Origin of the sequence: Ilumatobacter sp. (assembly GCF_046290335.1) — a bacterium.
GTDB lineage: Bacteria > Actinomycetota > Acidimicrobiia > Acidimicrobiales > Ilumatobacteraceae > Ilumatobacter_A.
The window spans coordinates 533,228-558,070 of sequence record NZ_JBKAGH010000002.1 but is presented as its reverse complement, the minus strand read 5'-3'; the positions used below and the strand labels follow the sequence as shown (position 1 = coordinate 558,070).

At 64.6% G+C, this 24,843-nt stretch carries 22 protein-coding genes and 1 pseudogene; 13 read left to right on the top strand and 10 right to left on the bottom strand.

What is annotated here, in order from left to right; genetic code table 11:
• Positions 1-32: 32 nt before the first annotated feature.
• From ACE37B_RS11020 to ACE37B_RS11000, 5 genes are all read left to right on the top strand, one after another.
• On the top strand, positions 33-2,048 hold the full coding sequence (locus ACE37B_RS11020) for a type IV secretory system conjugative DNA transfer family protein (RefSeq protein WP_409923373.1): 2,016 nt from the start codon (positions 33-35) through the stop codon (positions 2,046-2,048).
• A complete protein-coding gene (locus ACE37B_RS11015) occupies positions 2,048-3,112 on the top strand; it encodes an ArdC family protein (protein ID WP_409923372.1) in 1,065 nt (354 codons plus the stop codon). Before ACE37B_RS11020 ends, ACE37B_RS11015 begins: the two co-directional genes overlap by 1 nt.
• Positions 3,113-3,164: 52 nt before the next feature.
• Positions 3,165-4,259 (top strand): IS5 family transposase, encoded by a 1,095-nt coding sequence (locus tag ACE37B_RS11010; RefSeq protein ID WP_409922866.1) that lies wholly within the window; start codon positions 3,165-3,167, stop codon positions 4,257-4,259.
• A 255-nt stretch (positions 4,260-4,514) separates the two neighbouring features.
• Entirely contained in the window at positions 4,515-5,192 is a 678-nt protein-coding gene (locus tag ACE37B_RS11005) for a hypothetical protein (protein WP_409923371.1), read from the top strand.
• A gap of 290 nt (positions 5,193-5,482) precedes the next feature.
• Positions 5,483-5,989, top strand: coding sequence for a hypothetical protein (locus ACE37B_RS11000; RefSeq protein ID WP_409923370.1), 507 nt, complete (start codon positions 5,483-5,485; stop codon positions 5,987-5,989).
• A gap of 172 nt (positions 5,990-6,161) precedes the next feature.
• Here the strand turns inward: ACE37B_RS11000 and ACE37B_RS10995 are convergent, their stop codons facing one another.
• Positions 6,162-7,256: an IS5 family transposase gene (locus tag ACE37B_RS10995; protein WP_409922866.1), complete on the bottom strand. Its 1,095-nt coding sequence runs from the start codon at positions 7,254-7,256 to the stop codon at positions 6,162-6,164.
• 541 nt (positions 7,257-7,797) lie between these two features.
• Between ACE37B_RS10995 and ACE37B_RS10990 the strand changes: the two genes are divergently transcribed.
• Positions 7,798-9,072 (top strand): ISL3 family transposase, encoded by a 1,275-nt coding sequence (locus ACE37B_RS10990; RefSeq protein ID WP_409922550.1) that lies wholly within the window; start codon positions 7,798-7,800, stop codon positions 9,070-9,072.
• Between the two features lie 2,028 nt (positions 9,073-11,100).
• Here ACE37B_RS10990 and mobF read toward each other — a convergent pair.
• Positions 11,101-13,029 (bottom strand): annotated as a pseudogene (gene mobF / locus ACE37B_RS10985) (MobF family relaxase); the annotation flags it as partial.
• A 362-nt stretch (positions 13,030-13,391) separates the two neighbouring features.
• Here mobF and ACE37B_RS10980 point away from each other — a divergent pair.
• The 4 genes from ACE37B_RS10980 to ACE37B_RS10965 are packed head-to-tail and all read left to right on the top strand — an operon-like array spanning position 13,392 to position 14,935.
• On the top strand, positions 13,392-13,694 hold the full coding sequence (locus ACE37B_RS10980; protein WP_409923369.1) for a hypothetical protein: 303 nt from the start codon (positions 13,392-13,394) through the stop codon (positions 13,692-13,694).
• Positions 13,687-14,514, top strand: a complete 828-nt coding sequence (locus tag ACE37B_RS10975; RefSeq protein ID WP_409923368.1) for a hypothetical protein — start codon at positions 13,687-13,689, stop codon at positions 14,512-14,514. The genes ACE37B_RS10980 and ACE37B_RS10975 overlap by 8 nt, the downstream gene beginning before the upstream one ends.
• A complete protein-coding gene (locus tag ACE37B_RS10970) occupies positions 14,511-14,723 on the top strand; it encodes a hypothetical protein (protein WP_409923367.1) in 213 nt (70 codons plus the stop codon). The genes ACE37B_RS10975 and ACE37B_RS10970 overlap by 4 nt, the downstream gene beginning before the upstream one ends.
• Complete coding sequence (locus ACE37B_RS10965; RefSeq protein WP_409923366.1) at positions 14,720-14,935, top strand: helix-turn-helix domain-containing protein; 216 nt, start codon at positions 14,720-14,722, stop codon at positions 14,933-14,935. Before ACE37B_RS10970 ends, ACE37B_RS10965 begins: the two co-directional genes overlap by 4 nt.
• A 123-nt stretch (positions 14,936-15,058) precedes the next feature.
• Here the strand turns inward: ACE37B_RS10965 and ACE37B_RS10960 are convergent, their stop codons facing one another.
• The 4 genes from ACE37B_RS10960 to ACE37B_RS10945 form a co-directional block, all read right to left on the bottom strand.
• Positions 15,059-16,447: a hypothetical protein gene (locus ACE37B_RS10960; protein WP_409923365.1), complete on the bottom strand. Its 1,389-nt coding sequence runs from the start codon at positions 16,445-16,447 to the stop codon at positions 15,059-15,061.
• Between the two features lie 305 nt (positions 16,448-16,752).
• Entirely contained in the window at positions 16,753-17,001 is a 249-nt protein-coding gene (locus ACE37B_RS10955; RefSeq protein ID WP_409923364.1) for a DUF2188 domain-containing protein, read from the bottom strand.
• A 45-nt stretch (positions 17,002-17,046) separates the two neighbouring features.
• On the bottom strand, positions 17,047-17,301 hold the full coding sequence (locus ACE37B_RS10950) for a hypothetical protein (protein WP_409923363.1): 255 nt from the start codon (positions 17,299-17,301) through the stop codon (positions 17,047-17,049).
• Between the two features lie 230 nt (positions 17,302-17,531).
• On the bottom strand, positions 17,532-18,047 hold the full coding sequence (locus tag ACE37B_RS10945; protein ID WP_409923362.1) for a hypothetical protein: 516 nt from the start codon (positions 18,045-18,047) through the stop codon (positions 17,532-17,534).
• Between the two features lie 1,361 nt (positions 18,048-19,408).
• Between ACE37B_RS10945 and ACE37B_RS10940 the strand changes: the two genes are divergently transcribed.
• Entirely contained in the window at positions 19,409-20,080 is a 672-nt protein-coding gene (locus ACE37B_RS10940) for a hypothetical protein (RefSeq protein WP_409923361.1), read from the top strand.
• Between the two features lie 42 nt (positions 20,081-20,122).
• On the opposite strand, the gene ACE37B_RS10935 is transcribed toward ACE37B_RS10940, so the two are convergent.
• The 4 genes from ACE37B_RS10935 to ACE37B_RS10920 are packed head-to-tail and all read right to left on the bottom strand — an operon-like array spanning position 20,123 to position 22,240.
• Positions 20,123-20,536, bottom strand: coding sequence for a hypothetical protein (locus ACE37B_RS10935; protein WP_409923360.1), 414 nt, complete (start codon positions 20,534-20,536; stop codon positions 20,123-20,125).
• The gene (locus tag ACE37B_RS10930) at positions 20,536-20,778 is read right to left on the bottom strand and encodes a CopG family transcriptional regulator (protein ID WP_409923359.1); all 243 of its coding nucleotides are present in this window, start codon (positions 20,776-20,778) and stop codon (positions 20,536-20,538) included. Before ACE37B_RS10930 ends, ACE37B_RS10935 begins: the two co-directional genes overlap by 1 nt.
• Positions 20,775-21,152 (bottom strand): hypothetical protein, encoded by a 378-nt coding sequence (locus ACE37B_RS10925; RefSeq protein WP_409923358.1) that lies wholly within the window; start codon positions 21,150-21,152, stop codon positions 20,775-20,777. Before ACE37B_RS10925 ends, ACE37B_RS10930 begins: the two co-directional genes overlap by 4 nt.
• Entirely contained in the window at positions 21,149-22,240 is a 1,092-nt protein-coding gene (locus ACE37B_RS10920; RefSeq protein ID WP_409923357.1) for a tyrosine-type recombinase/integrase, read from the bottom strand. The genes ACE37B_RS10925 and ACE37B_RS10920 overlap by 4 nt, the downstream gene beginning before the upstream one ends.
• 711 nt (positions 22,241-22,951) lie before the next feature.
• Here ACE37B_RS10920 and ACE37B_RS10915 point away from each other — a divergent pair.
• On the top strand, positions 22,952-23,464 hold the full coding sequence (locus tag ACE37B_RS10915; protein ID WP_409923356.1) for a GGDEF domain-containing protein: 513 nt from the start codon (positions 22,952-22,954) through the stop codon (positions 23,462-23,464).
• A 152-nt stretch (positions 23,465-23,616) separates the two neighbouring features.
• Complete coding sequence (locus ACE37B_RS10910) at positions 23,617-24,843, top strand: amidohydrolase family protein (RefSeq protein ID WP_409923355.1); 1,227 nt, start codon at positions 23,617-23,619, stop codon at positions 24,841-24,843.

The window sequence follows — 24,843 nt, the reverse complement described above, 5'->3', positions numbered from 1 at the left end:
TTCCGGGAGTCGGGAACACGCATCTGGCCTCCATGTCAGACACCACTGGTTCCTCCTCGTCGCTCACTCCCATCGAGCAACTCTTGATCGCGGTGCTCTTCGCCGGCGCCGCACTCGGCGTCGTCGTCTGGGGCGGCGCAGCGTTGTCCACGGCAGTCACTGGTCGAGGCCCCTTGGCTGCCGGGTTGGGTGACGCGCTTCGAGCGATACCCGGTCTCGCAACGTCACCCGGACAACCGGCCGATGCCTGGCCGACCGCGGTCCGCGATCGCGTTGCCGACGCTCCGCTCTACTGGGTGGCGACCGGGTTCGTGCTCGTCGCTGTCATCGCGGTGCTCGCCTCCGCACGAGTCCTCTGGAAGCGACTCACTCCGTCTCGCCGCCGGCTCGGGGTGGACGCACACGCACGATTCGCGACCCGTCGCGAGCTCCGCCCGTTGCTCATCCGAAAGCCGGTGCCGGGGCGGTTCGTGTTCGGTGCGTGGGGTCGCTGGCTGTTGGCGACGGAGAATCGGCGGTGGGCGCCGGCAAGCGCCGGGTGGTTCGGTCGGCTCTCGGGCCGGCTTCGCGGCGGTGAAGAAGGCGACATCACGTCGCTGGCGATCTGCGGGCCGACTCGTTGTGGCAAGACGTCGCACTGCGCTGTCCCGGGGCTGCTCGACTGGGCGGGACCCGCAATCGTGTTGTCAGTCAAGCGCGACCTGATGGACACGACCGTCGAGCGGCGTCGTCAGCTCGGTGAGGTCCGGGTGTTCGACCCCGGCGGCTTCCTCGCCGTGTCACGCAGCCACATCACGATCGCTCCGTCTGAGGTCGCGAAGTGGTCGCCGCTACGAACGGCGCACACCGAGTCGGGAGCAAAGAAGGCGGGCGAAACGTTGTCGTCGTGGACGCCGAAGTCGGGCGTCGAGGGTGGGATGGACTTCTGGGCGACACAGGGCAAGTTGCTCTTCGCCGGGCTCCTCGGTGCCGCCGCGCTCGCGGGACGGCCTTCGATGCACGAGGTCGCCAAGTGGGTGTTCAACATGTCGATGCCGGACCCCATGAACCCAGGTGCGAAATGCGGCCCGGTCGACATCCTCGACATCGCGATCGACGACCCCACGAAGAGTGCCGCAGCGCTCGGTGCGATACAGCATCTGCAGGCGATCTGGAACAAAGCCGACCCGAAGATCGTGGCCTCTGTGTACGCGACTGCGCAGACGGTGTGCGACCCGTGGCTCGACCCGAACGTCGCCGCGGCGACTGACCTCGACGCCGATGGTGAATGGGTCGACCTCGACTGGCTGATGGACACGGGCCCTGATGGCGACCGGGCCAACACGCTCTACCTCCTCGTGTCGCTCGACGACTACCAGCGCCTCTCACCGGTGTTGGCCGGGCTGCTGTCGGACTTGAAAGCGCAGGCGTACGAGTGGGAGATGACCGGCCGCCGGCTTCCGGCCCCGCTGCTCATGCTGATCGACGAGGCCGGGAACATGCCCCTCGACTGGCTGCCCGAGGTGTCGTCGACGTGCGCTGGGATCGGCATTCAGTTGGTGACGATCTGGCAGTCCTACGCCCAGATTCATGAGACGTATGGCAAGCGCGCCGACACGTTGCTGACCAATCACGCGACCAAGCTGTTCTTCCCGGGTTCCTCCGACGACTCGACCTTGGGGTACGTGTCGAAGATCGTCGGCGAGGAGGAGGTCGAGCGGAGGTCGTGGTCGAACGACGTCGTTGGCAGCTCCCGCAGGTCGCTGTCGGGTCAGCCACACACGGAGGCGCTCGTGCCGTACTTCCTGTCGAGGCTTCCTGCATACGGCTCCGCGCTGATGATCCACTCCAATATCCCGCCCGCCCATGTGCACGGGCGGCCGTGGTGGAAGAGCCGACGCCTTGCGGCGATGGTCCCGACCCCTCCGGATTCGTCTCGGCCGACTGGCTCGGGACCGTGGACGCCGACTCCCGAACGTCGCCGGCCATCCCGACCGGTTCCCGCCTTGGCGGTCGAGGAAGACCTGGCGCTGGCTGAGTCCGTGCACGTCGATCGGGAGGTGGCGTGATGGTTGCGCGCCGATCCCGAGTCGATCACGCCCGACTCGTCGAGGACCTTCACGCTCGCCTCGACGAACGACTCACCGCGTTGGCCACGAGCGACGACTGGCTCGACTACCTCGCCGCCGCCCGACACTTCCACCGGTACTCGCCGAACAACCAACTCTTGCTCGCCCTCCAGGGCGCCGAGGGAAGCGTTGCCAGCTACTCGACCTGGCAGAAGATCCCCGCCACCGGCGGCGGCACCTGCCAAGTTGCCAAGGGCGAGAAGGGTCTGACGATCCTCGCTCCGCTCACCTCCAAGTCGGTCGAGGTCGACGACGACACCGGCGAGGAGACCACCCGCAAACGCCTCCGAGGTTTCCGCACCGTCAAGGTGTTCCACCAAGGACAACTCACCGACCCACCCTCGCTCGCCGAACAGATCATGCCCGAGCTACTCATCGGCGAGGACCGGTGGCAGCACGTGTGGTGGGCGGTCGCCGGAAGGATCGAAGCCGACGGTTTCGACGTCGCACACCACACCCGCACGCCTGCCGAGAAGTGGAACGGCCGGACGTCATGGACCGACCGACAGGTGCTCGTCGCCGACGACCTCGAACCACCGCAAGCGCTCAAGACTCTGCTGCACGAATGGGGTCACATCGAACTCGACCATGAACGACGGACTGATCTCAATCGATCCGTGAAGGAGGTCGAAGCCGAGTCCGTCGCCTACCTATTGGCCCAGTCGATCGGCCTCGACTCCGGCGACTACTCCCTCCCATACATCGCCGCGTGGGCGGGCGGCGACATCAGCAACGTCCGCCGATCGGCCGAACAAGTCCTCGCAACGACGAAGCGTCTTGTCGAATCAATCGAGATCGACCTCGGCATCGACCTCGCTCCCGACGTCATCTCCCGAAGCATCGCCGACACCAATGACGTCACCGAGATCGGGTCCCGAATCACGGCTGCCGTACCCGAAGCGACTCCCGAACCCGCTCAAGAGGTCGCTCCCGAGGCGGTTCCGCTTCCAGGACTCGGCGGGAAGAAGCAGGAGACGACCGTCAGCGTCCTAACAGGGTGCTGAAAAACCCGGATTGGTGCTCGCGTTCTGTGTCTGGATGGAAAAGAATGGGGTCATGCGTGGAACGCCTGATCGTCAGCTTGCTCTGTTGTCGTCGTTGAGCACCGAGGACCTGATCCCGGCCGAGCACCCGATCCGGAGGATCCGTGTGGTGGTCGACACCGTGCTTGCCTCGATGGACACTTCGTTCGAGGCGATGTATGCGACGTCGGGACGTCCGTCGGTGCCGCCGGAGCAGTTGTTGAAGGCGTCGGTGTTGATGGCGATGTACTCGATGCGTTCCGAGCGGGCGTTCTGCGAACGCCTCAACTACGACATGTTGTTCAAGTGGTTCCTCGACCTCCCGATCGATGCAGCTTCGTTCGACGCTTCGACGTTCTCCAAGAACCGCCAACGCCTCCTCGACGCTGACATCGCCGACGAGTTCTTCGCCGCCGTGGTCCGCCAGGCGAAGCTGCGCCGGTACATGTCGTCGGATCATTTCTCCGTCGACGGCACCTTGTTGCAGGCGTGGGCGTCGCACAAGTCGTTCAAGCCCAAAGACGACTCGGGCAGCGACAACAACGAGGGCCCAAAGGGCCGCAACTCCGAGGTGCAGTGGCACGGCCAGAAACGCTCGAACGACACGCACGCGTCGACGACCGATCCGGACGCACGCTTGTATCGCAAGTCGAACAACACCGCCGCCCAGCTCTGCTACGCCGGTCACCTCTTGATCGAGCACCGCTCGGCGTTGATCGCCGATGCCGAGGTGACAGCGGCGACCGGGTTCGCAGAACGTGACTGCGCGATCGACATGTTGAAACGACTGCCGAAGAGTGGTCGGCGAAGAACGGTGGCGGGCGACAAGAACTACGACACGAAGAACTTCGTGAAAGACGTTCGCGCCGCCGGGTTCACGCCGCACGTCGCGCAGAACAACACCAACCGAAGATCGGCGATCGACGCCAGAACGACCCGCCACGCCGGCTACACCGTGTCGCAGCGGATCCGAAAGCGGGTGGAGGAACCGTTCGGCTGGATCAAGACAGTCGGCCAGGGCCGCAAGGTCCGCTACATCGGCAACGACCGGAACCGGGCCTGGTTCAAGATGGAAGCCGCCGTCTACAACCTGATCCGGATCACGGCCCTCGACGCCGCAACCGGATGAAGATCACCTCGGCAAGGTCGCCACCGGCCGCCTCCGGAGTCGGGGATCAGTGAGCGATCACCCGAAACCGACAACGGAGATCCCCGAAAACTGACATCGAAGACCAAGCCAGCGCAATGACAACGAGGCGGGCCGCCCTCGATCCGGGCGTCCCGCCCTCAGACCCCGAATTTCAGCACCCTGCTAAACGGTGAGAACCGCCGGTTCCTGAAGGCAATCCTCGACGACCTCGAACTCGAACAGCGCGAACACTTCATGCAACTCGCCTTCGATCGGCACCGTGCCGGCGAGGCGGCGGTGATCCTCGCCGAGTCAGGAAAGTCAGCCACGCAAGTCGCCCGAGTCCTCGACTGCCTTCACGTTGAACCCGAAGCCATCCGGGATGCCCTGCTCTATCGAGTTGCCGACGGCGAACGACCGACCCTGTTCACCGTCGCCGAGGCCCGCGCCGCCCTTCGCTCGATCGACGAGTCGCTCGACCTCGACGATCTCGTCCCGCTCGTCGAGCGGCCGACCGCCGACGACCTTGCGCTCGGCTCAGCAGGGGAGCAGGTGGCGGATCTGCAACTCGTCCAGCGAGCACTTCGTCGTCATGATGAGCCGGCCAAGGTCGCTGCGCTCGCGTACGGGCTGGATCTCGAACCCGCCACCGTCATCGGCATCTGCCGGGCGACCGGCACGGAACCGAGTCGAGCGATGGCCGTCGCGATCGCAGTTCGCAACGGCGACGCTCGGACCGCCTACCACGACGTCGCCGCAGCCTGGCCCGACGTTGAAGGAGGCTGGGAGCACCACATTCACCCATCGCTCCGCCCGAAGCGTCACCTCGCATCGGTTCCCGACCACGACCCGGCCAGAGAGGCCCTCGACCGCTGGACGGGCCGCAGCCGGCCGTTACTTGCGTCCGACCCGTCGCCCGACTTTCCGGCTTGAGACGTGGCGCCGTCGGCACAAGCGCCGTCGCCGTGTTGGCGACTTGGCAAACAGTGCATGGACCCGAGAGGGGCTCTGGCCCGAGGACTGTCGGCGCCACGCGTTTCGGAGTTGGGTGGTTGGTAGGAGGACTCAGTCGGGCGGGCGTCCTGAAGGCGGTCCGCCGGGCCTTGCGCGGGAGGAGTTCACGACGTCGGACGCGCCAGTTTGGCACCGTCATTCAAGGCGGCCTCCAGCTGGCCGAGTAGGTTGACGCCGCGACGGTACCCCCCCCAGACGATGTCGTGCTGGTGGATACGTTGCGTGACAAGTGCCAGTTGGCGATGGGCGAAGGAGATCACTCTGTGGATTACAGCGAAGTCGAGCGGGAAGTACTGAAGAGGCTTGGACGTGAGTCCTTCAACCACGTCAAGAAGGACGACATAATCCAATTCGCGGCGATGATGCCCGACTTGCCGCCTGAGCATGCGCTGAAGATCATCGAACAGTTCCCTGAGTTCACGCGCTTTGCGTCTGACGCCCTCGACACCATCGAGAACGCTCACCAGTCCTCGCTCGATCACAATAAGCAAAGTCAGGAACACTTTCACGAGGCTTGTCGAGAGGTCAGGGGGGTCCTCAGGGGGGAACTCGACAGAGACGATCTCAGTCCCGAAGAGCGGCGGCATGTTCTGGATCTACTCATGCAGATTCTCAACCTGGAGTCTGCGAAGGACAGCGAGAACAAGCAGTTCATTGAGAGTCTCAACACGAAGGTTGGCCTGTCGGTGGGCGGTGTGGTCTTAGCAGGGTGCTGAAATTCGGGGTCTGAGGGCGGGACGCCCGGATCGAGGGCGGCCCGCCTCGTTGTCATTGCGCTGGCTTGGTCTTCGATGTCAGTTTTCGGGGATCTCCGTTGTCGGTTTCGGGTGATCGCTCACTGATCCCCGACTCCGGAGGCGGCCGGTGGCGACCTTGCCGAGGTGATCTTCATCCGGTTGCGGCGTCGAGGGCCGTGATCCGGATCAGGTTGTAGACGGCGGCTTCCATCTTGAACCAGGCCCGGTTCCGGTCGTTGCCGATGTAGCGGACCTTGCGGCCCTGGCCGACTGTCTTGATCCAGCCGAACGGTTCCTCCACCCGCTTTCGGATCCGCTGCGACACGGTGTAGCCGGCGTGGCGGGTCGTTCTGGCGTCGATCGCCGATCTTCGGTTGGTGTTGTTCTGCGCGACGTGCGGCGTGAACCCGGCGGCGCGAACGTCTTTCACGAAGTTCTTCGTGTCGTAGTTCTTGTCGCCCGCCACCGTTCTTCGCCGACCACTCTTCGGCAGTCGTTTCAACATGTCGATCGCGCAGTCACGTTCTGCGAACCCGGTCGCCGCTGTCACCTCGGCATCGGCGATCAACGCCGAGCGGTGCTCGATCAAGAGGTGACCGGCGTAGCAGAGCTGGGCGGCGGTGTTGTTCGACTTGCGATACAAGCGTGCGTCCGGATCGGTCGTCGACGCGTGCGTGTCGTTCGAGCGTTTCTGGCCGTGCCACTGCACCTCGGAGTTGCGGCCCTTTGGGCCCTCGTTGTTGTCGCTGCCCGAGTCGTCTTTGGGCTTGAACGACTTGTGCGACGCCCACGCCTGCAACAAGGTGCCGTCGACGGAGAAATGATCCGACGACATGTACCGGCGCAGCTTCGCCTGGCGGACCACGGCGGCGAAGAACTCGTCGGCGATGTCAGCGTCGAGGAGGCGTTGGCGGTTCTTGGAGAACGTCGAAGCGTCGAACGAAGCTGCATCGATCGGGAGGTCGAGGAACCACTTGAACAACATGTCGTAGTTGAGGCGTTCGCAGAACGCCCGCTCGGAACGCATCGAGTACATCGCCATCAACACCGACGCCTTCAACAACTGCTCCGGCGGCACCGACGGACGTCCCGACGTCGCATACATCGCCTCGAACGAAGTGTCCATCGAGGCAAGCACGGTGTCGACCACCACACGGATCCTCCGGATCGGGTGCTCGGCCGGGATCAGGTCCTCGGTGCTCAACGACGACAACAGAGCAAGCTGACGATCAGGCGTTCCACGCATGACCCCATTCTTTTCCATCCAGACACAGAACGCGAGCACCAATCCGGGTTTTTCAGCACCCTGTTAGCTGGCCTGGTCTTCGTCGGCGGTAGGGCAGCTCTTCAGAGCGTGGCCAAGGCGGCCGCTGAGGGTGGCGCTCGGGCTGCGATCGAGGGTGCGGTCAAGTCACTCCCCAAATAAGCAACGCCAGCGCTCGCGGACCACGCCAGATCTCCGCGTGGGCTCACCCCTCGACGAAGTGTTGGACGGTTCTCAGCGCCCCGCTGCTCAGAGCGCACCGGGGACGAGTCTGCCCGCACGCCCTCGCTGCCTAGGCTCTTGACCGCAACTCAGAGCGTGAGCGACGGGCCGTCTGGGGCTGTCTGCGCTATCTCAGGTCGTTGGCTTGGGGCGTCGAGCGATGCCTCGTGACGCAGGATGCACAAAAGACGCTCTTCTGCTCTGTCCGTGGGTGAGTTGAGGGCCTATCCGCGGGTGCACCCCGCCTGATTCCTAGGTTTCGCGCTGTCGAAGGCTCGAAACTGAAAGGACGGCAGACGGGGTGCTGAACACCAAGGTATGGGAGAAGGCGTGCGGGTTGACGCGCACGGTCGTGGAAGGGGTCTGCGTTGACGACAGCGATGGTTCGATCGTGGTGTCGGTGAGACCTGATGCGAAGGCTCGTGGCCGCTGCGGTCACTGCCATCGACGTTCGCCTCGCTACGACCGTGGTGATGGTCGTCGGCGGTGGCGGGCGTTGGACGCCGGCACGACGAAGGTGTTCATCGAAGCCGACGCACCACGGGTCCGGTGCCGAACTCATGGCCCGACGGTGGCGGCGGTGCCGTGGGCTCGTCACGGTGTCGGCCACACCCGCGACTTCGACGACCTGGCGGCCTGGTTGGCGGTGCGCACCTCGAAGTCCGCGACGTGTGAGTTGTTGCGGGTGGCGTGGCGCACCATCGGGGCGATTGTCACGCGGGTCAATGCTGATGTCGAGGCGCGTGTTGATCGTCTCGACGGGCTGCGACGGATCGGGATCGATGAGATCTCCTACAAGCGCGGGCACCGCTACCTGATCGTCGTGGTCGATCACGACACTGGGCATCTGGTGTGGGTCGGCCCGGGCCGCACCGACGCCGACTTGGAGGTGTTCTTCGACGAACTCGGCGACGAACGCGCTGCGGAGTTGACCCACATCTCTGCGGACATGGCGGGCTGGATCGCCCGCGTCGTTGCCAAGAGAGCCCCGAACGCCGTGCGCTGCGCCGATGCGTTTCACGTCGTCGCGTGGGCGATCGAAGCACTCGACGTCGAGCGTCGCCGAGCCTGGAACCAGGCATCGGGACGAAACGCGATCACGACCGTCATGTCCCAGCGAGGACGAGCCCGAGGCACCTCGCTCGGCATCGCACGCGCCCGCTACGCGCTCTGGAAGAACCCTGGTGATCTCACCGACAACCAACGCGCCCAGCTCGACTGGATCGCCAAGATCGACCCTCGCCTCCATCGCGCCTACCTCCTCAAGGAAGGACTGCGATTCGTGTTCGCCGTCAAGGGCGACGCCGGCAAGCACGCCCTCGACAGATGGCTGTCGTGGGCGCGCCGATCACGCATGCCGGCCTTCATCGAACTCGCCCGCAAGATCGTGAAGCACCGAGGGGCGATCGATCACGCACTCGACTCCGGGCTCTCCAACGCCCTCATCGAGTCGACCAACACCAAGATCCGACTCCTCACCCGCATCGCGTTCGGCTTCCACGGACCCGAACCCCTCATCGCCCTCGCCCTCCTCGCACTCGGGAGCCACCCACCCGCCCTCCCAGGCCGAACCTGACCCACAGATCCAGCAGGAGAGCGACAAAAGATCATCGGCACGCGGCAGACCGTCCGCCTCGACGTGGTCGGTGACGAGAGCGATGACCCATGGGGCCCGAGACGCAATGGCCTGAGAGACTTTGCGATCGAGCTGTTGAGACGCCGTTGCAGGCTGATGATCGACGCGATGCCCCGCACGCCAGAGGTCGAGCGTCGCCCGCGCATCCCTACCCTCGACGGCCGTTCTCGTGTGATCGTCGAGGTTCGAGTCGATCCATTTGGCGAGATCGTCGAGCGCTGACTCGACTGCGGGCGATACGGACGTGGGCCAGTGCGCAAGCGGCGGCAGTTGGGAACTGAGCTTGGTGAGTTCATGGTGCTCGACGATGTGGGGCCAGTGTTCGAGGATCCAGTCGCGGCGAAGCTGCTGACCTACATCCGCGGCTCGCAACGCCTCGACGATGTCGGTCAGGCCGTCGCCAACCCTCGACAACAACTGTGCGACGACGTGCCATTGGTCTGCCGGTGCGGTGGCGAGGAGCGCGTCGAGTTCTTCGAGTCGACACCGGATCGCCGCGGCGTCGAGCCGGGGAAACCTCGGTGCCAGAGTCGGTTCGGTTCGCAGGAGCGACTCTCTGACGGCGAGCGCTCGATCGAGGTGCTCTCGCCACCGCTCGGCCAGCTCAGGGTTAGCCGGGTGTGGTCCGAAGCCGGGCTCATCCGGTGGGATGCGTTGTTCGTCGCGCCAGTGGGCCAAGTCGGCAACGAGGTCGTCGTAGACGATGGCCGCAGTGGGGTCGCTGGGCCGTTCTCCTGCCCACCAGGTGAGCCAGGTGGGTGGTGTGGCGCGGAGCGCTCGGGCGACTTGTTCTCCGCGTTGCTCGATCGCAGCGGAGATGATTGTCGCTTCGTCGGGAACGACACCCCGTTCGTCGAGATGGGCGATCCACTGTGATCGCTCCTCCTCGATGCGCGCCGATTCCTCTGAGAGGTAGGTGACCGCGAGATCGGTGAGTTGGACCTCGTCCGGGTGGTCGATCGGCCGGAGAAGATGCCACGAGAGTCGCCGCGTGGTGATCTGGCCGGACTCGCTGACGAAGCGGACGCTGGCATGGCCGATCGTGTCGTGGAGCCGTTCAATGGTGCCGACGTTGTCCCAGTCGCGTGCGTTGACCCGTCCGCCGACCCTCATTCGGTGACGGTGGTCCTCGGCGAGTCGAAGCTCCTCGACATTTTGCATCGGGTCTGCGGTGCCGGCTTCGGCGAGTTCGGCGATGACCTTCCGCACGTGTCGCATTCGGTCGTTGAGAGCGGCGAGGTCATTGTTGGCTGCGAGGCCAGCGATGCGATCGAGACCCGGGTGTTCCGCAGTGACGAACTGCTTGGCGCGACTCTCCGAGATAGTGGTGGTGATGTCGGCTTCGGGGTCGTCGAGGTTCTCGGTGGCGAGCGGAATGCCGGTGGTGTGAGCGGGCTCGCCGATGATGGCGGCGTCTCTCGTCGTTGCGTAGAGGTGCGCCGAGCGGCGAGCTCGCGAGAGCGAGACGTACGCAGCTTCGCGATAGAGGCCGGCAGGGCCGACCACGTGGATGTGGTCGCAGGTGACGCCTTGGGCTTTGTGAATCGTGGTGGCGTAGCCATGGTCGACTGCGCCTGAGTGGACGTAGTCGCTTGCGAGTCGGATGCGTCGCTGTCCGCCGGAAATGGTGATGTCGACGTCACAACTCATTTGATTAATGGCGTCGATGGTGGCGATCATGCCGTTGTCGACGCGGCATCGTTGGCCGGTCTCGAGATCGACTTGTCCCGGCGCATTCGTCAGCAGGACAACGCGATCGCCGACCTGGAATCTGCGCTCTCGGACAATGAGTGGCTGACCGGTGAGGAGTCCTGCTTGGTCTGCTCGTTCGCGAGCGAGCCGGTTGATGAGCCGCGCTGCGGCCCGGGTGCCGGCAATGAGGTGGGCGTCGTAGCCAGCGATGTGATGGCTCCACCATCCGTCGATCGCTTCGGCGTGGAGTTGGTCTGCGGTGCCGGCGAGGTGGATGCGGTCGTGATCTCGGTAGGCGGTCCAGAAGCTGTGAATGTCGCCGTCGCGGAGATGATCGAGAGCATCGTGTTCCCACGGTTCGATCTGGCGTCGGTTGATCGTGAGTTCGCATCGGCGGTCGCCAACGGCGCCGAGGGCAGCTCTGAATCCGCCGCCTGCGGTGATCTCGGGGAGTTGCCGATGGTCCCCGACGAGAACGACCTTGGCGCCGATGGCGCGTGCGTGGGTGAGTATGCGATGGAGATCGAGGGTGCCGCACATGCCGGTCTCGTCGACGACGAGGACGTCGCCGGCGGCGAGTTCGGCGTGGGTGAACAGTCGAGGGACGGTGTAGGCGTCGATGCCCGCACCGTCGGCAAGTTCGCGTGCCGCCCTGCCGGTTGGGCAGACCCCAACGAGTCGATGTCCATGTGCGTGGAGGACGTGTCGGACGGCGTTCATCGTGTACGTCTTGCCGGTCCCTGCGCGACCGACGACGACCTCGACATCGAGGCCCTGGGTGCAGATTCGGCGGACAGTGTCGATCTGGTCATGTCCGAGTGATCGGGAGAACTCGGCAAGCGCTACTTCGACACTCGCCGGGTCGAGTGCCGTGTTCCGATCGTTGGTCGGGGTGACGAGGGTGAGCACTTGGCGTTCGATCTCGATCATCCGGCGGGTCGTCCATCGCTGCTCCCAACCGGCAGCGACCGCACCTTTCGGTTGCGGGATGAGAACGAGTTCGGGGTGGGCGAGGACAGCGTCGGTGAGTCGTTCGAGGACCACCGCGCCGCCGTTGCCGAGGAGGTGATCGGCGACTGCGCTCTGAACCTCGAGTCGGGTCACGGTCGCGCTGCGCTCAGGCAGATCGAACGCGACGGCGAGTGCGAACTGTTCAATCGTCAGCAGTAGCTCGCGAACTTCGCCGGTGATGCGATCGATGAGTCGGGTCGCGATCCGTGCGTCAGGATCGAGGCTGGTGTTCGGTGACCGCCCCGTCGAGTTCGAGAGGAGCCGGTTGACGTCCTCGGCCCCGAACCCGATCGCTTCGCCATCAGTGCGCCAGCGTTCGTCGAGTGTTTCCTGGTCGATCTCCACCTTCTCGGGTCGGGTGGCGAGAGTCGCTCGATCGGCTGCGGCGGGTCCGGTCTGGCCCGTGCGTTCGAGTTCTCCTTCGATCTCGTTTCGTCGCTTCGAGAAGTGCGTCAACACCTTCTGCGGGATGCCGGCGATGTCGGCGACGTGGTCGTGGACCGGACGCCATCGGACGCCGAGTCGCCGGGTCATCTCGTCGCGCAACGCGGTCTGGAACACGACGCCGGCAGCGAGCTTCGAGCGGTAGAGGGCCTGGCCATCGAGCGCGCTCCAGCGACCATCTGGGCCTCGGGTGAGGTTGGCGATGAGAACGTGGGTGTGGAGTTGTGGGTCGCCAGCGCGGCTGGTGCGATGCCGGAAGCCGGCGGCGATGAATCCAGCGCCGGGGAGGCGGCGGGTGCCCCACGTCTCGAACGGGGCGACCTTGGACCGCCGGTTGTTCGATCCGCGCCGCACGAAGCATGCTTCGCGTTCGAGCCACGACATCGCGTCTTCGACGGCGGTGTCGACTGCGGCGACGACCTCGGCTCGCACGATCGGGTCGGCGAATGCGTACATCACGCTCACAGACTTGGGTGCCGAGAACGTCAGGTCGAAGCCGGGAACGCGGTTCTTGAAGGCCCGAATCTGCGTGCCGTTCGGTGAGAGGCCGGTGCCGGGGACGAGCCCGGCGAGGATCGCTCGAAGGTCGGCCCCGTCGACGGCGTCCGGCAGGTTGAGGATGTCGGCAGCGGTGCCGAACCAGCGGCCGGCGGTTTCCCCTGCGCCGGAGTAGTAGTCGTCGATACCGCGTGCGACCTGGGACAGGTAGTACGCCTCGGCGCCGACTCGGAGCTTCCACAACGACAACATGACACCCTCCCGACACGCCGGCGAAGTGGCCGCGCGTTACGCCCGAATGGGCGGTCCGGCACCTGTGGTGCACGTGTGTACGGATGGTTTTGTTGTTGTTGTCGGTCGTTTGGGGTGCCGGGTCGGGTTCGGTGGTCGGGGTGGGTCGGTTGTTTCGGTTCGTGGGTTCGGTCGGTGGGGGTGGTTTCGTTCGTCGGTGTTGGTCGGTGGTCGTCGTTCGGGTGTGTGAGTTCGGGTTCGGTTCGTTGGCAGGGTTCGTCGTCGTTCAGGGTTGGTCGACGTCGTCGGATTTCGATGTAACGGTTGGTGGTCTCGCCGGTGGGTCAGGTGGGTAGATCGACAGTTCGTAGCGAGGAGATGTGATGGCACGCCGGCCGGGTTCGACAGCAGAGCGAGAAGCGAAGGATCGGGTGCGCGATCGGTACGACCTCGAGGTGAAGGCCGTCGCCGAGTTCTTCGGGTACGCAGATCAGATCGACAAGTTGCAGGCGAAGGTCGAGGTCCTTGAGGCGCAGCAGGGTGACGTCGTGGTGCGGCTCGCCGTAGAGGTCGGCCCGACTCGTGCAGCTTCAACCGTCGGCTGGCCGGTCAACCGGGTTCGAGAGGCAGTGGCGAACCGGCCCGATCATTCCTCGGCGTCAGCGAACGGAGTCGGCCATGAGTGAGCAGACTCGACGGGTTGCTGTGATCGGCGACGTCGGCGGCTACGTCGAACACCTCCGCCACGCTCTCGGCTCACTCGGTGTCACTGACGACGCGTGGCCGACGGACCTCCACGTCGTGCAGGTCGGTGACCTCTTCGGCGGCCGAGCCGACATCGACGTTGCCCGACTCGTTGCGCCACACATCGCGGCGGGTCGATGGACGCAGCTCGCCGGCAACTGGGAACTGTTCGCCGTCGGCGGCCCGATCGTCGGTCGAGCGGGGCGGCAGGCTCATCCGACCGCGCTCGCCGAGTTCGCCGCCTGGTACCGAGACGGACTTGTCCAGCGGGCCGCGACCATCACGTCGTCATCGGGCGTCACCGGCGTGGTCACGCACGCCGGCATCGGTCACGCATTCTGGATGCAGGACCTCGCCGGCGAGCCCGACCCGTTCCGAGTCGTCGGCCGGCTGAACTCGATGCCCATCGAACAGATTGCCCGGCCCGGGACCATGATGGGTTGCGATCGGGCGCCGGCGCCGGGCCCGATCTGGGCCGCAGCCGCCGAGGTCTACCGTGACTGGACCGTATGCCCGTGGCCACAGATTCACGGCCACACCACCGTGTGGCGACAGAAGTTCGGCTGGTCCCAGTTCCTCCCGCACCACTTCCACGACCGGTGCACCGCTGACCGCGGCCACGTCACGTTCGTTCCGTCGGATGGCTCACCGCCGATCATCGGAATCGACCCGGCACTCTGGGACCGGTCGCCACTCGGCTCGCTCCGTCCGCTGGTCTTCTCGACGAAGCCGGCCATCGCTGAACCGATGGCGGCGTCATGAGCGACATGGACACCGCATGGATCTGCCCGAGGTGCGGGCACTTCATCGTCCGGTCGACGACGCCCGAGCGCTTGCCGAGCCACGACTGTGGCATTGCCGGCGACGTCGTCGAGTTCGTCCCCTACGTCGACTCGGCTCAGGCACTTCAGATCCGCAACGGCATCGACTCGACGTCGGCCGGCACGACCGCACGAAGGAGCACCCGATGATCCGAGAAACCACCCTCAGGCAAGGCGGCGTCGAACGTCCCATGCTCGGCATCCCGCAGCTCGCCGAACGCCTCGGCACGACCGAGCGCTTCGTCCGACGACTCGTCTGCGAGCGACGCATCCCATTCCACAAGGTCGGAAAGTATGTCCGGTTCGATCAGGATGACGTTGATGACTGGGTGGCACACCGCCGCATTGATGCATTGCGGTGACCTCGATCCGGCGCACGGAGGATCGATATCTGTCGGATAGGCGGGAGGTTCCAGCAAGTAGGCACGCCTTCAACGGTTCCGGACCGCGTAGACGAGCTACGAAGGCTTCGGGCAGGGCAGCACCTATGGAGCGATTCTGGCCAGATGAAGAGGTGTGGCGTCGATCTCAAGCGTCGAGTCGCTCGTCGTATTACCTCTCACCCGAACCGCTGTTGGCCTCGCCTGGTATCCGTCGCTTCGCTTGATCAGCGTCGCTTTCCTGAGAGTCTCGGGCAGATGACTGGACGAAGACGGCCGCACGAGTCCAGAGGGATTTGGCTCGGTGCCGATGATTAAGGCGACTTCGGTGTCATCTTCTTGCACACCGATGACTGGCCACGCTGTCCGATCGGGGAAGCACACCGCGCTGTAGCACTCGGGATGAATCTGACTGACGGCCGCCCAGTCAACTGCGTGGGCCACGCCCTGCTCGGTCTCGTCAAGGTAGTCAGCGAAGCTGTCCGTGCCCGGCTCGGCGATCTGTCGGAGGCGTGTTCGGGCTACACCAAGTGATCTAAGCAACTCGGCTACGGGACGCGGATCTCGGTCGATGACGTCGATCTGTGTGTCGGCGCCGAGCGTTTCCGTCAGTAGCGCAAGCATGGAGGCGTCGGTCGGAGGGAGTGAGTAGCCGAACAAAACGAGTCGGCGCGCCTGGTTGAGCTCGCGGTGAGCGGACCGCCACAGAGACCCGATCGTCGGGTTTCCGTACAACGATCCCTTGTCCGCAACCGGTGGGAGCAGAATCGGGCTCAAGCCCTCGATTGTCGCCGCACTGTTCCGCGACACCGAAGCGGGAGCCGATGATGCCCAGCCAGGAACCAGGGAATCGATGCGTACCACCGAGAAGAGGTCGTGGCTGTCGTGTCTACCGAACCAGTTGATGGAACCGTGAAGTTTTCGCAGTGTAAACGTCGGGGATATCTCGTCTGCGAAGCGCTGCCCCTTTTCGGGCAACTCCGGGGGCACACCGCCAGCGATGTGTACCGGCTGGGCCTTGTGGTCTCCACCGCGAAGAACCAAAGCCCGGACGACGCTCTCCACGAGCAAGTCGTAGTTCAGGGTGAGAACCGTCGTTTGCATCGCATGCCAGGCCGTGACGATGCGTTGAAGCCACTCCGGGATCGGTCTACTGCGAACCTCGGTCTCGCGGCTGCGAATAATCTCGGAAATCATCTCGGAGACCTCGAGAAAGACTGACCTGCGCCTGAGGTTGTCGGCCTCCCTGAGGAACGGCTGCTTCGTCGCGAGCGACGAGAGCCAGACCTCGAGGTTGTTCATCGGCACCCGTCCCGCCCGAACGGCGACCCGCTCGGCGTCGCTCAATAGCCGCTCGGCGCCCGTTCGCCCGGACAACTGCCGAGCGAGTTCAGCGCCGAGTTCCACCATGGTGGGCATTTCTCGGCCGACAGCCTTCGAGAACCCGGCGCCGAGGAGGAAGACGGTGCGTTCTGTTTCGCGATGGACTGTCATGCGTACACCTCCTATTGCCCTTCGACGCCGAGCACGATCAATTGTCGCGGGGCGTAGTCACTGGGATGAGCTCTTTGAACGTTGGTTCGAACTGCTGCATGACCTCGTTGGTCTTCCGCTGGACGTACCAGTCGATTCCGCGCTGCAGCGCGGACGGAACGGTGAATGCCGCTAGGACGACGGGGAGAATGGCGGCTCGTGCGAGCCACGTTCGGATGTTGCCGTCCGGAAGTAGCTCGAGTTGCTCGAGGGTCCACAGCCCAAGAATCACGAGGGCGGTGAGAGCGGCGATGACCAACGCGGTCCTAGTGCTTGGCGTCGCGTGAGGACCGAGGGTCGTTGCCCGGTGCGACGGTGTCGCTATCACGGATCTGACCGTTCGGTCGATGGATTCGCACTTCGCCGCCGCCAAGGTTGCCGACGATCTCCTTGGCTCGTTGTTCGGCTTCAGCTTGCGTGGCACGATGTCCGCTCGAACGTTCGGAGCCGGGGGCCTTGATGTCCCATCCACCGTTCTTCCCGGGGACGACGTGTCGGTTGTTGGGGTTACTCATGATGCTTCTTTCCTTGTGGTATGGATGGACGGTCGTAGCTGCGGTTCACTCGAGGCGGTATCGGCGCCACGGCACGGCGGCGAGCGGGACGTTCGCCATAAATTTGCTGATGTCTTGGCGCCCGTAGTAGCTCGGTGTGCCCCGGTGGTCCTGTGCCATGAGGACGGCGGGAATGTTGCCGAAGGCGCGCGAGGCGTCGTTGACCATTTGGTCACGGGTGCTGCTGTTCAGAACGCTGGGTTTAACCACCAGCACTCCGAACGTGACGCCTTGTTCCTGGATGACTGCTCCCTGGTACATCAGGGCTCTCCTTTCCTGTTGAGATTCAACGACTTGGTGTCCCGCCGCCGTTGTCGTCCTTTCGGGGCGATTTCGGGGAGGTTGTGGTGGGTGTAGGTCGGTGGGATCTGGAAAAGTCGCGAACCCGTGAAAGAGATGCGGCGACGAGGTCAGCGGGCGTGTGCGCGGCGATGGTGCGCACGGTCGGCGTTCCGAACGAGGATCGTTGGATGAGTTCCTCGAAGGCGGGGTCAGGCGATGTCACGGTGCTGCTTTCTGATCTGGTAGAGACGGTTCTTGACGGTGGGAAGGGTTGTTTCGCACAGCTCAGCAATGGCGGCTTCAGGAAAGCCCTGGTGTTTGAGGTAGACGATCCCTCGGGTGAGCGGGTCGTCGATCGAGTCGATGAAATCGTGGATCGGATCGAGGGCAATCCGCTCGGTTGGCGAGTTCGTCGACGACGCGCCGCTGCGAATCCGCGCGATTGCTCGGTGGTGGTTGCGCTGAAGATTGAGCCATGGGCGGTAGACGTTCGGAAACTGGAACTTGCACTGGCCAACGAAAAACGTCTTCAGTGACGCGCCGCGGCGAGGATCCCACTTGTTGCCGATCAGTACTTGTTCGCGAAACGCGTCGACGGCCTTGGCCACAGTTTCGACGGCGAGACCGGCGGCGTCGTCTTCGTCAATCCTTGATCGACGAAGCACGCGACCGACGCGGTCGCATTCGTCGAAGATCTTGCCGGTCACACACCACGCGGTCAGCACGCCGAGGCCGTATCGCGCGAGCAGTTCTGCGAATCGGTCCCATTCGGGCCCGGCGTAGCTCTGGAGGGCGAGCCGGTTCTTGAGGTCGCTGTCGGCGTTCAGCCGATCAAGATGCGCTTCGGCGTCGCCGAATCCGACGTGACGAAGCCGGCGGATTTCGCGCCAATCTCGCCGTTGTATGTCCCGGCTCGATTGTGCCTCGCTGGCGGCCACTGGGGCCTCCCGGTTTTGTCTGTCTCGTCGGTGATGTCTGCCTCAGGTCGGCAGACATGACCTCTTATGTGTCGGTGCCCCAAGAAAGTCTCGTATTCGGGAGGGATTCTTTCGGAGAAGCACAGCCCTGAAATTCCATTGTTGTCATTGTGCGCGCGGAACACTTGTGGATAGTAAGAACCACAACCATGTGATTTGCCTGGGGATAGCCGCCCTCCGCCTGTGGACAAGCCTCCTCGTCGGCTTTCGTCGGCCCACTGTCGCGGGCGACGAGAAGTCTCCGACAGAACGCTCAATCGTGGCTGTAGGACGGTTCAGCTCAACCCGCATCGGTGCCAGGCGCAGACGGGAGCGAACTCTCTCTCTGTTCCACCATGACCGGGCCACGACGCACCCAGCACCCACCCGCTCGACTGGTGACGGCTGGTCGGACCGGGACGACGAGACGAGACCACCTACGCTCCGCGTGTGGCGAAACGGTGGAACCCGCATCCTGGCGACGAAATGTTGTGCCCAGATCTGAATCCGACGGCGATCGAACGACGGCTGAAGCGCCTGAACGAATCGCACGTCCGGCCGCTGAACGACTGGATTCGCTCGCTCCGGAGTGATCACCGACTTCCGGCCGGTGCCGGGACAACCGTCCCGTGGTTCGACCCGGATTCGGGTGGCGTGAATTCGCGAGTTCTGCTGCTGCTCCAAGATCCTTCCCGCGTCGCAACCACGACGCGATTCATCTCGCCGGACAACAACGACCAGACCGCTCGGTACACAACGGAGGCCTGCGCAGCGGCGGGCCTGCAGAGGGAGATTCGGCTTCACTGGAATGTGTTTCCGTGGTGGGTCAACGTCATCGGGTCGAGCGGGAGTAGAGGTTTGCCCGACCCCGACCGCATCGCTGAGACGTGGACGACCGCAGAGCCACTCGCTGCCACTCTGACCGCCGAACTGCTGGCACTTCTTCCAAAGCTCTCCACGATTGTCGTTGCCGGCAAGAACACGCAGAAGGTGTGGAATCGAGTCGGGGTACGAACCACGAGCGACATCGAGGTGCTCCTCTGTCCGTCTCTGTCGCCGCTCGGCGGCTTTCACCGACATCGGAGCGAAGCGATCGACATACTTGCCCGTGCCGGGAGAGGCGGCGACTGATGCGCGAATCTGACTACTACCCCAGAGTCGCCCGTTGGGCGAAGGACCAACTTGGCTGCTTCCACACGGCGATCGACTCGGGCCTCAAGCGCGGTCGCATCGACGTCGTTGGGCTTCGCGACGTCGGAGGCAACCTGTCCGGCCGATCTGAGGTCGTCTCGATCGAGGTCAAGCACGGAAAGCAACCGTTCGCAACAGCAGTCGGCCAGGCCAGTGGGTACTCCATCTATGCCGACCGCTGCTACCTCGCCGAAGCCCGACCGAAGCCCTTCGATGACGACGAGATCGCGATTGCCAGTCGCCTCGGCGTCGGTCTTGTCCACGTCACCGGCACTCAACGGATTCGGGTGACAGAGGTCGTGACCGCACCGGTTCGTGAGCCACTCGAGGGCCTCCGCCTTGAACTCCTCGACAAACTCGGCTTCAGCCAGTGCACCCTCTGCTCGACGTTGTTCGCGCGGGGCGACAAGAAGTCATGGGGCAAGAACATCGTTCGTCAGTCGGAACGGGGAACCCACATTCCGCGAGCTCTCGACACGGACCAGGGTGTCATGTACTGGCTCCACGAACAAGCCGCTCGATCTTCCGCCCCGGACGAAACTATCTACCACCGCCGGTACCTCTGCCCAGACTGTGTCTACGCCCTGTTCGCCCACGTCGACCGGGCGTAACCAATCCCAGAATTCCGTTTCGTGTTCGCGGAATGTAGACGTTCAGGCTGCTTCGAGGTGCGCTGCTCGTTGAGCTGCCAGCACGACTGGTGCGTCTTCGCCACCAGCCTTGATCCACTCTGCCGGCGTCTGATCTGCCAGTTCGGGTTGGGGACTTGTCGCCCAGGCGGCGATCACGTAGGGCGAAATGTCATCGATTTCTTGCCGGAACGCCGTCACGATCTGCGATGTGACCAGTCGAATCGATGGTTCCGTCGAACCGAGGTCGAACTGCCACGTAGGGAAGTATCTCGCCTCAGCAGTCGAGAGCGCGAGAACGACTCCATCTCGCTCGAGCGTTTCGAGGTCGCGCTCACTGAGCCCGAGAAGCTCGTTGACCTCACTTGCATTGCGAGCCTCGCCTGCTCGACTGAGCCACTCCTCGATTGAGCCCTGCGATGTCCGTTCGTCGCTCATCACGCCGACCGCGCGGAGTCGCCCGCCAGCTCCCGTTCGACGGCGCGTCGAATCCAGGCTGACACGGAACGCTCGTCGGCGTCGGCTGCGTCGCGCACTCGCTCCAGCGTTTCGGGAGCGAAGCGCACCGGCACCAGTTCGGTGAGCTTCGACTTTCGGCGGCGCGCTGGGCCCTGAAGCGTCTGGTTCTCGGGCTTGGCGTAGAAGTCGTATTCCTCTTGCGGGGTCATCTTCTTGGTCATCGGTCCTCCCGATAGCGGTCGGCAACGTGTTTGGCGGCGACGTAGCACCCGATCGGCCGGCACTTCGTCGAGTCGCCGTGGTTGGGTGGGGCGAGTGGGACCATCAGTACTTCACCGGCGATGTCGGCGACCATGATCCAGTGCGCCGGAGGCTTGGCTGGATAGAAGAGCGGGTCGGAGTTCCAGATCTCATAGATGTCGTCGATACCGAGCGCATGATGTTTGAACAGATGGGCGGCCTGGCGATCGATCTCGAAAGGATCGACCTCGTCGAGTGCATCGATGTCGAACAGTTCGTCATCAGTATCCGATTGTAATACGAACGTATACGGCTGTCCATCGTCGCCATCGGGTGAATCACTCGGCCCGATCACGACTGCGGCATCCTTGCGCCGATGGCGTCGGAGATGTCTCGGTCCCGGATCTCCGATGCCTTCAGGTAGCGCAGTGATGCGCTGCTCGTGGCGTGACCCATCCGCGACATCACCTCCCGCAGTGATGCTCCCGCTGTGGCTGCTTCGGTGCCGGCGAGATGTCGGAGGTCGTGGAAGCGGGTGCCGTGGAGCCCGACTTCGGCAACAGCTCGTCGCCACCATGGTGCGAAGGTGCGGTTGAGGAGCGGACTCCCGCGCATCGAGGTGAAGAGGAGGTCGCCGGGCCCGGGGTCGTTGAGATGGTCTTCGATGTGGAGGCAGAGCCGGGCGGTGATCTGGTTCGGCACGACGACGGTGCGGTGCGCGCTGTCGGTCTTCGGCGGACCGATTGTCGCGCCAAGGCCCCGCGTGTACGAAAGGGCTTGTTCGACGCGTAGTTCGGACCGCTCGATGTCGAAGTGGCGGAGTGTCAGTCCGGCGAGTTCGCCGAAGCGAAGACCCGACGCGGCGGCGGTCCAGATGAGGGCGTCGTAGCGAGGCAGGATGGCGTTGGCGAGTGCAACGACCTGGTCCCAGTTGAGCAGCGGCCGTTCGATCATGTGCTCCTTGGATGCGCCGCGGATGCGTGCCGGGTTCTTGGAGAGCAGCCCGTCGTCGACCGCGGTGGTGAGGATGGTGCGGAAGAGTCGGTAGATCTTCGAGACCGAGTTCGGGTGCAGACTCGATTTGAAGAGTTGGCCGTGCCAGCGCCGAACGTCGACCGGTGTGATCTCGGCGAGTTGCGCTCGGCCGAACGTCGGCAGCAGGTGGGTGAGTTGCGACTCGTAGGTCTGCCGGGTGCGTGGTCTGATCGATCGTTGGTCGAGCCACCAGCCGGAGTATTCGGCGAAGGTGACCCGACCCGCCGATGGGTCGAAGAAGTTCCCCCGTCGGATGTCGGTCTCGACGCCGGCGAGGAACGCTCGGGCGTCGCCCTTCGTCGGAAAGGTCGTGTCGCCCGTGATACGACGGCCGAGGTGGAAGTAGCGGACCTGGAACCGGCCGCTGGGAAGTTTGCGGATCGAGCCGAACTGTCCGTTGGCGCTCATTGATGCCTCCTGGAGTCCCGTGCTGTGGGCACGCAGTGGGCACGACAAGCCTGTCGGCGAGGCATCTCCGACTCGGATCAGATCGAAATCTGGCCCCTGAGCTGGGGATTCGTCACGATTATAGTCCGATCAGAATCGCTGTCCAGCCGACCTTCGGTCAGTTGGGAAGCTGATGTTCTACCATTGAACTACATCCGCGAAGGCCCCCGACGTTAGCCGAAGGAAACGCTGACCAGCCACGCGACCTGGTGTTTCGTGCCAGAACCCGGGACTTGCCGTTGTTGGTGTGAGATGACCAGGATAGTCCCTCTCGACCCCTGCAAACCCCTGTGGTGGGCACGTCGCGGCACGGACTCGTGATCAGTTCCGGTCTTGAGCCCGCCGTTGCGCCAGAGGCCGTGGGAAACGAGGGCTCGAACGAGGTCGACCCCGAGATCGATCCGGTCGACCGGGCAGCGTCCTGCTGAGTGGTGGGGCACCGCCTCCCGGGGTGCAGTGGCCTACGAGGCGTCCCCCACGCCGGGTCCGCAGTGACTTGCTCCGGCACCGAGCGGCACGTCGGGCACGTGGCGCTCCCCGAGCAACGCTTGACGGCTAGGCCACGCGTCGAGGAGTGAAGAAATCCTTGACCGTCGGCGGGTGTGTGCCGATAGATCATCACGTCGTCGAGGCCTCGACCGACGTGAGGTACGACTGCGAGGTACGTGGGCGATGAAGAGCACCAAGGCGGCCGACGGGTCCGTCGTCAACGATCGACGAACGAAGATCGTCGACGCACCGGGATGGGGCGACGACGACGAACTCTGCGGGCTGCTCCTGCTGAGCATCGAGGAATGCGGTGTCGACGCCGGTGCGGTCGATGCCGGTGCGGTCGATGCCTCGATCGTCGAGGTCGTCGTGCAGCGTGTGATCGACGACGTCACCGCCCAGGTGCGGCCGACCGACGTCATCGTCGCGCTCGGCGGATCGGAGTTCGCCGTCGTGTTGCCGGGCGCCGACGCTGCGCACGTCGCCGAGGTCGCCGAGCGGGTACGGGTCGCCGTCAGTGGTCGCCGTGTGGACGTCGACGGTCGTTCGGTTCGCTACTCGGTCAGCGTCGGCGCGACGGGTCGGTTCCCGTCGTCGGAACAGCTGGTCGACGAACTGCTCGCACAAGCCGACGAGTCGCTCACCACCCAGCGCCGCGCCGCCGACGAGTCGGCCTCGCCCCGCGATCCGCACTGACGACCGGCGCTCGTCGTCGGCACCGACGACCGGCGCCAACGCCGCCGACGCGGGAGCAGCTGGCTTGCGATGAGGTTCGCGCCCGGCGATCCGCAGTGGTACTCCGGGCGGCTGCATCGACCGGCGGGCATCCGGCACGCGAGAATCGGCGGATGGCCTACATCGATCGTCCACGAGTGCACGACGCCGACGCTCACATCATGGAGCCGCCCACGTGGCTGCGTGACCACGCCGATCCCGACATCCGCGAGCGCCTTGCGATCCCGTCGTACGCGAACGAACTCGCGCAGACCGGTGAAGCGGGAGTCGCCGCGGTCCTCGACGACGCGCAGCTCGAGGAGATCTTCGCTCGTCTCGCCGACCGTCACCGCTCCGAGGAGTTCACCGCGGACGAAGACGTCGAGGTGATGAACCGCAAGAACTTCGCCGCGACCGGATCGTTCCTTCCCGAGGACCGTCCGCGGGTGCTCGACTTCATCGGCGTCGACAGCCAGTTGATGTTCAACACCTTCCACAACTCTCGTCTGTACCAGTGGGAGCATCCGGGGCCCGACGGTGGAGTCGACCTCGATCTCGCCTACGGCGCAGCCCGGGCACACAACCGCGGGATGACCGAGTTCTGCTCGGTCGACGACCGGCTGCTCCCCACCTGCTACGTGCCGCTCGCCGACTTCGATCGAGCCTCCGCGATGGCGACCGAGGCGATCGAGATGGGAGCGGCGGCGCTGCTCGTCGCCTCCGGCTGCCCTGCCGGCCATTCGCCGTCGCACCGCTCGCTCGACCCGGTGTGGCGTCAGGCCGAAGAAGCCGGCATCCCGGTCGTCTTCCACGTCGGCGGCACCGGCGCGCTCATCGATCCCGGCTACTTCGTCAACGGTCTGCCGATCCCGCCCGACTTCCACGGCGGCGAGGAGAACTTCCGCTCCGTCGACTACATGGCGATCCCGTTCCCGCCGATGCAGACCCTCGCCACGATGATCTTCGACGGCGTCTTGGAACGCCATCCGCAGCTGCGCGTCGGCGTCATCGAACAGGGATGCATCTGGCTGCCGAGCTGGCTGAAGCAGATGGAGTCCGCGATGGACGCGTTCGGGCGCCACGAGGAACGGCTCCGCGCGCTCAGCCTGACGCCCGGCGAGTACGTCGAACGCCAGGTGCGCGTCACGCCGTACCCGACCGAAGACATCGGGTGGGTCACCGATCAGATCGGCCCGAACATCTTGTTGTTCAACACCGACTACCCACACGTCGAAGGCGGTCGTCGCCCGTTCGAGCGCTTCGAACGCAGCCTCGGCGACCGCGGCGACGACGTGCGCGAACGGTTCTACGCCGACAACTTCATCGACCTGATGGGTTCCGCGGTCGGCGCACTCGTCTGA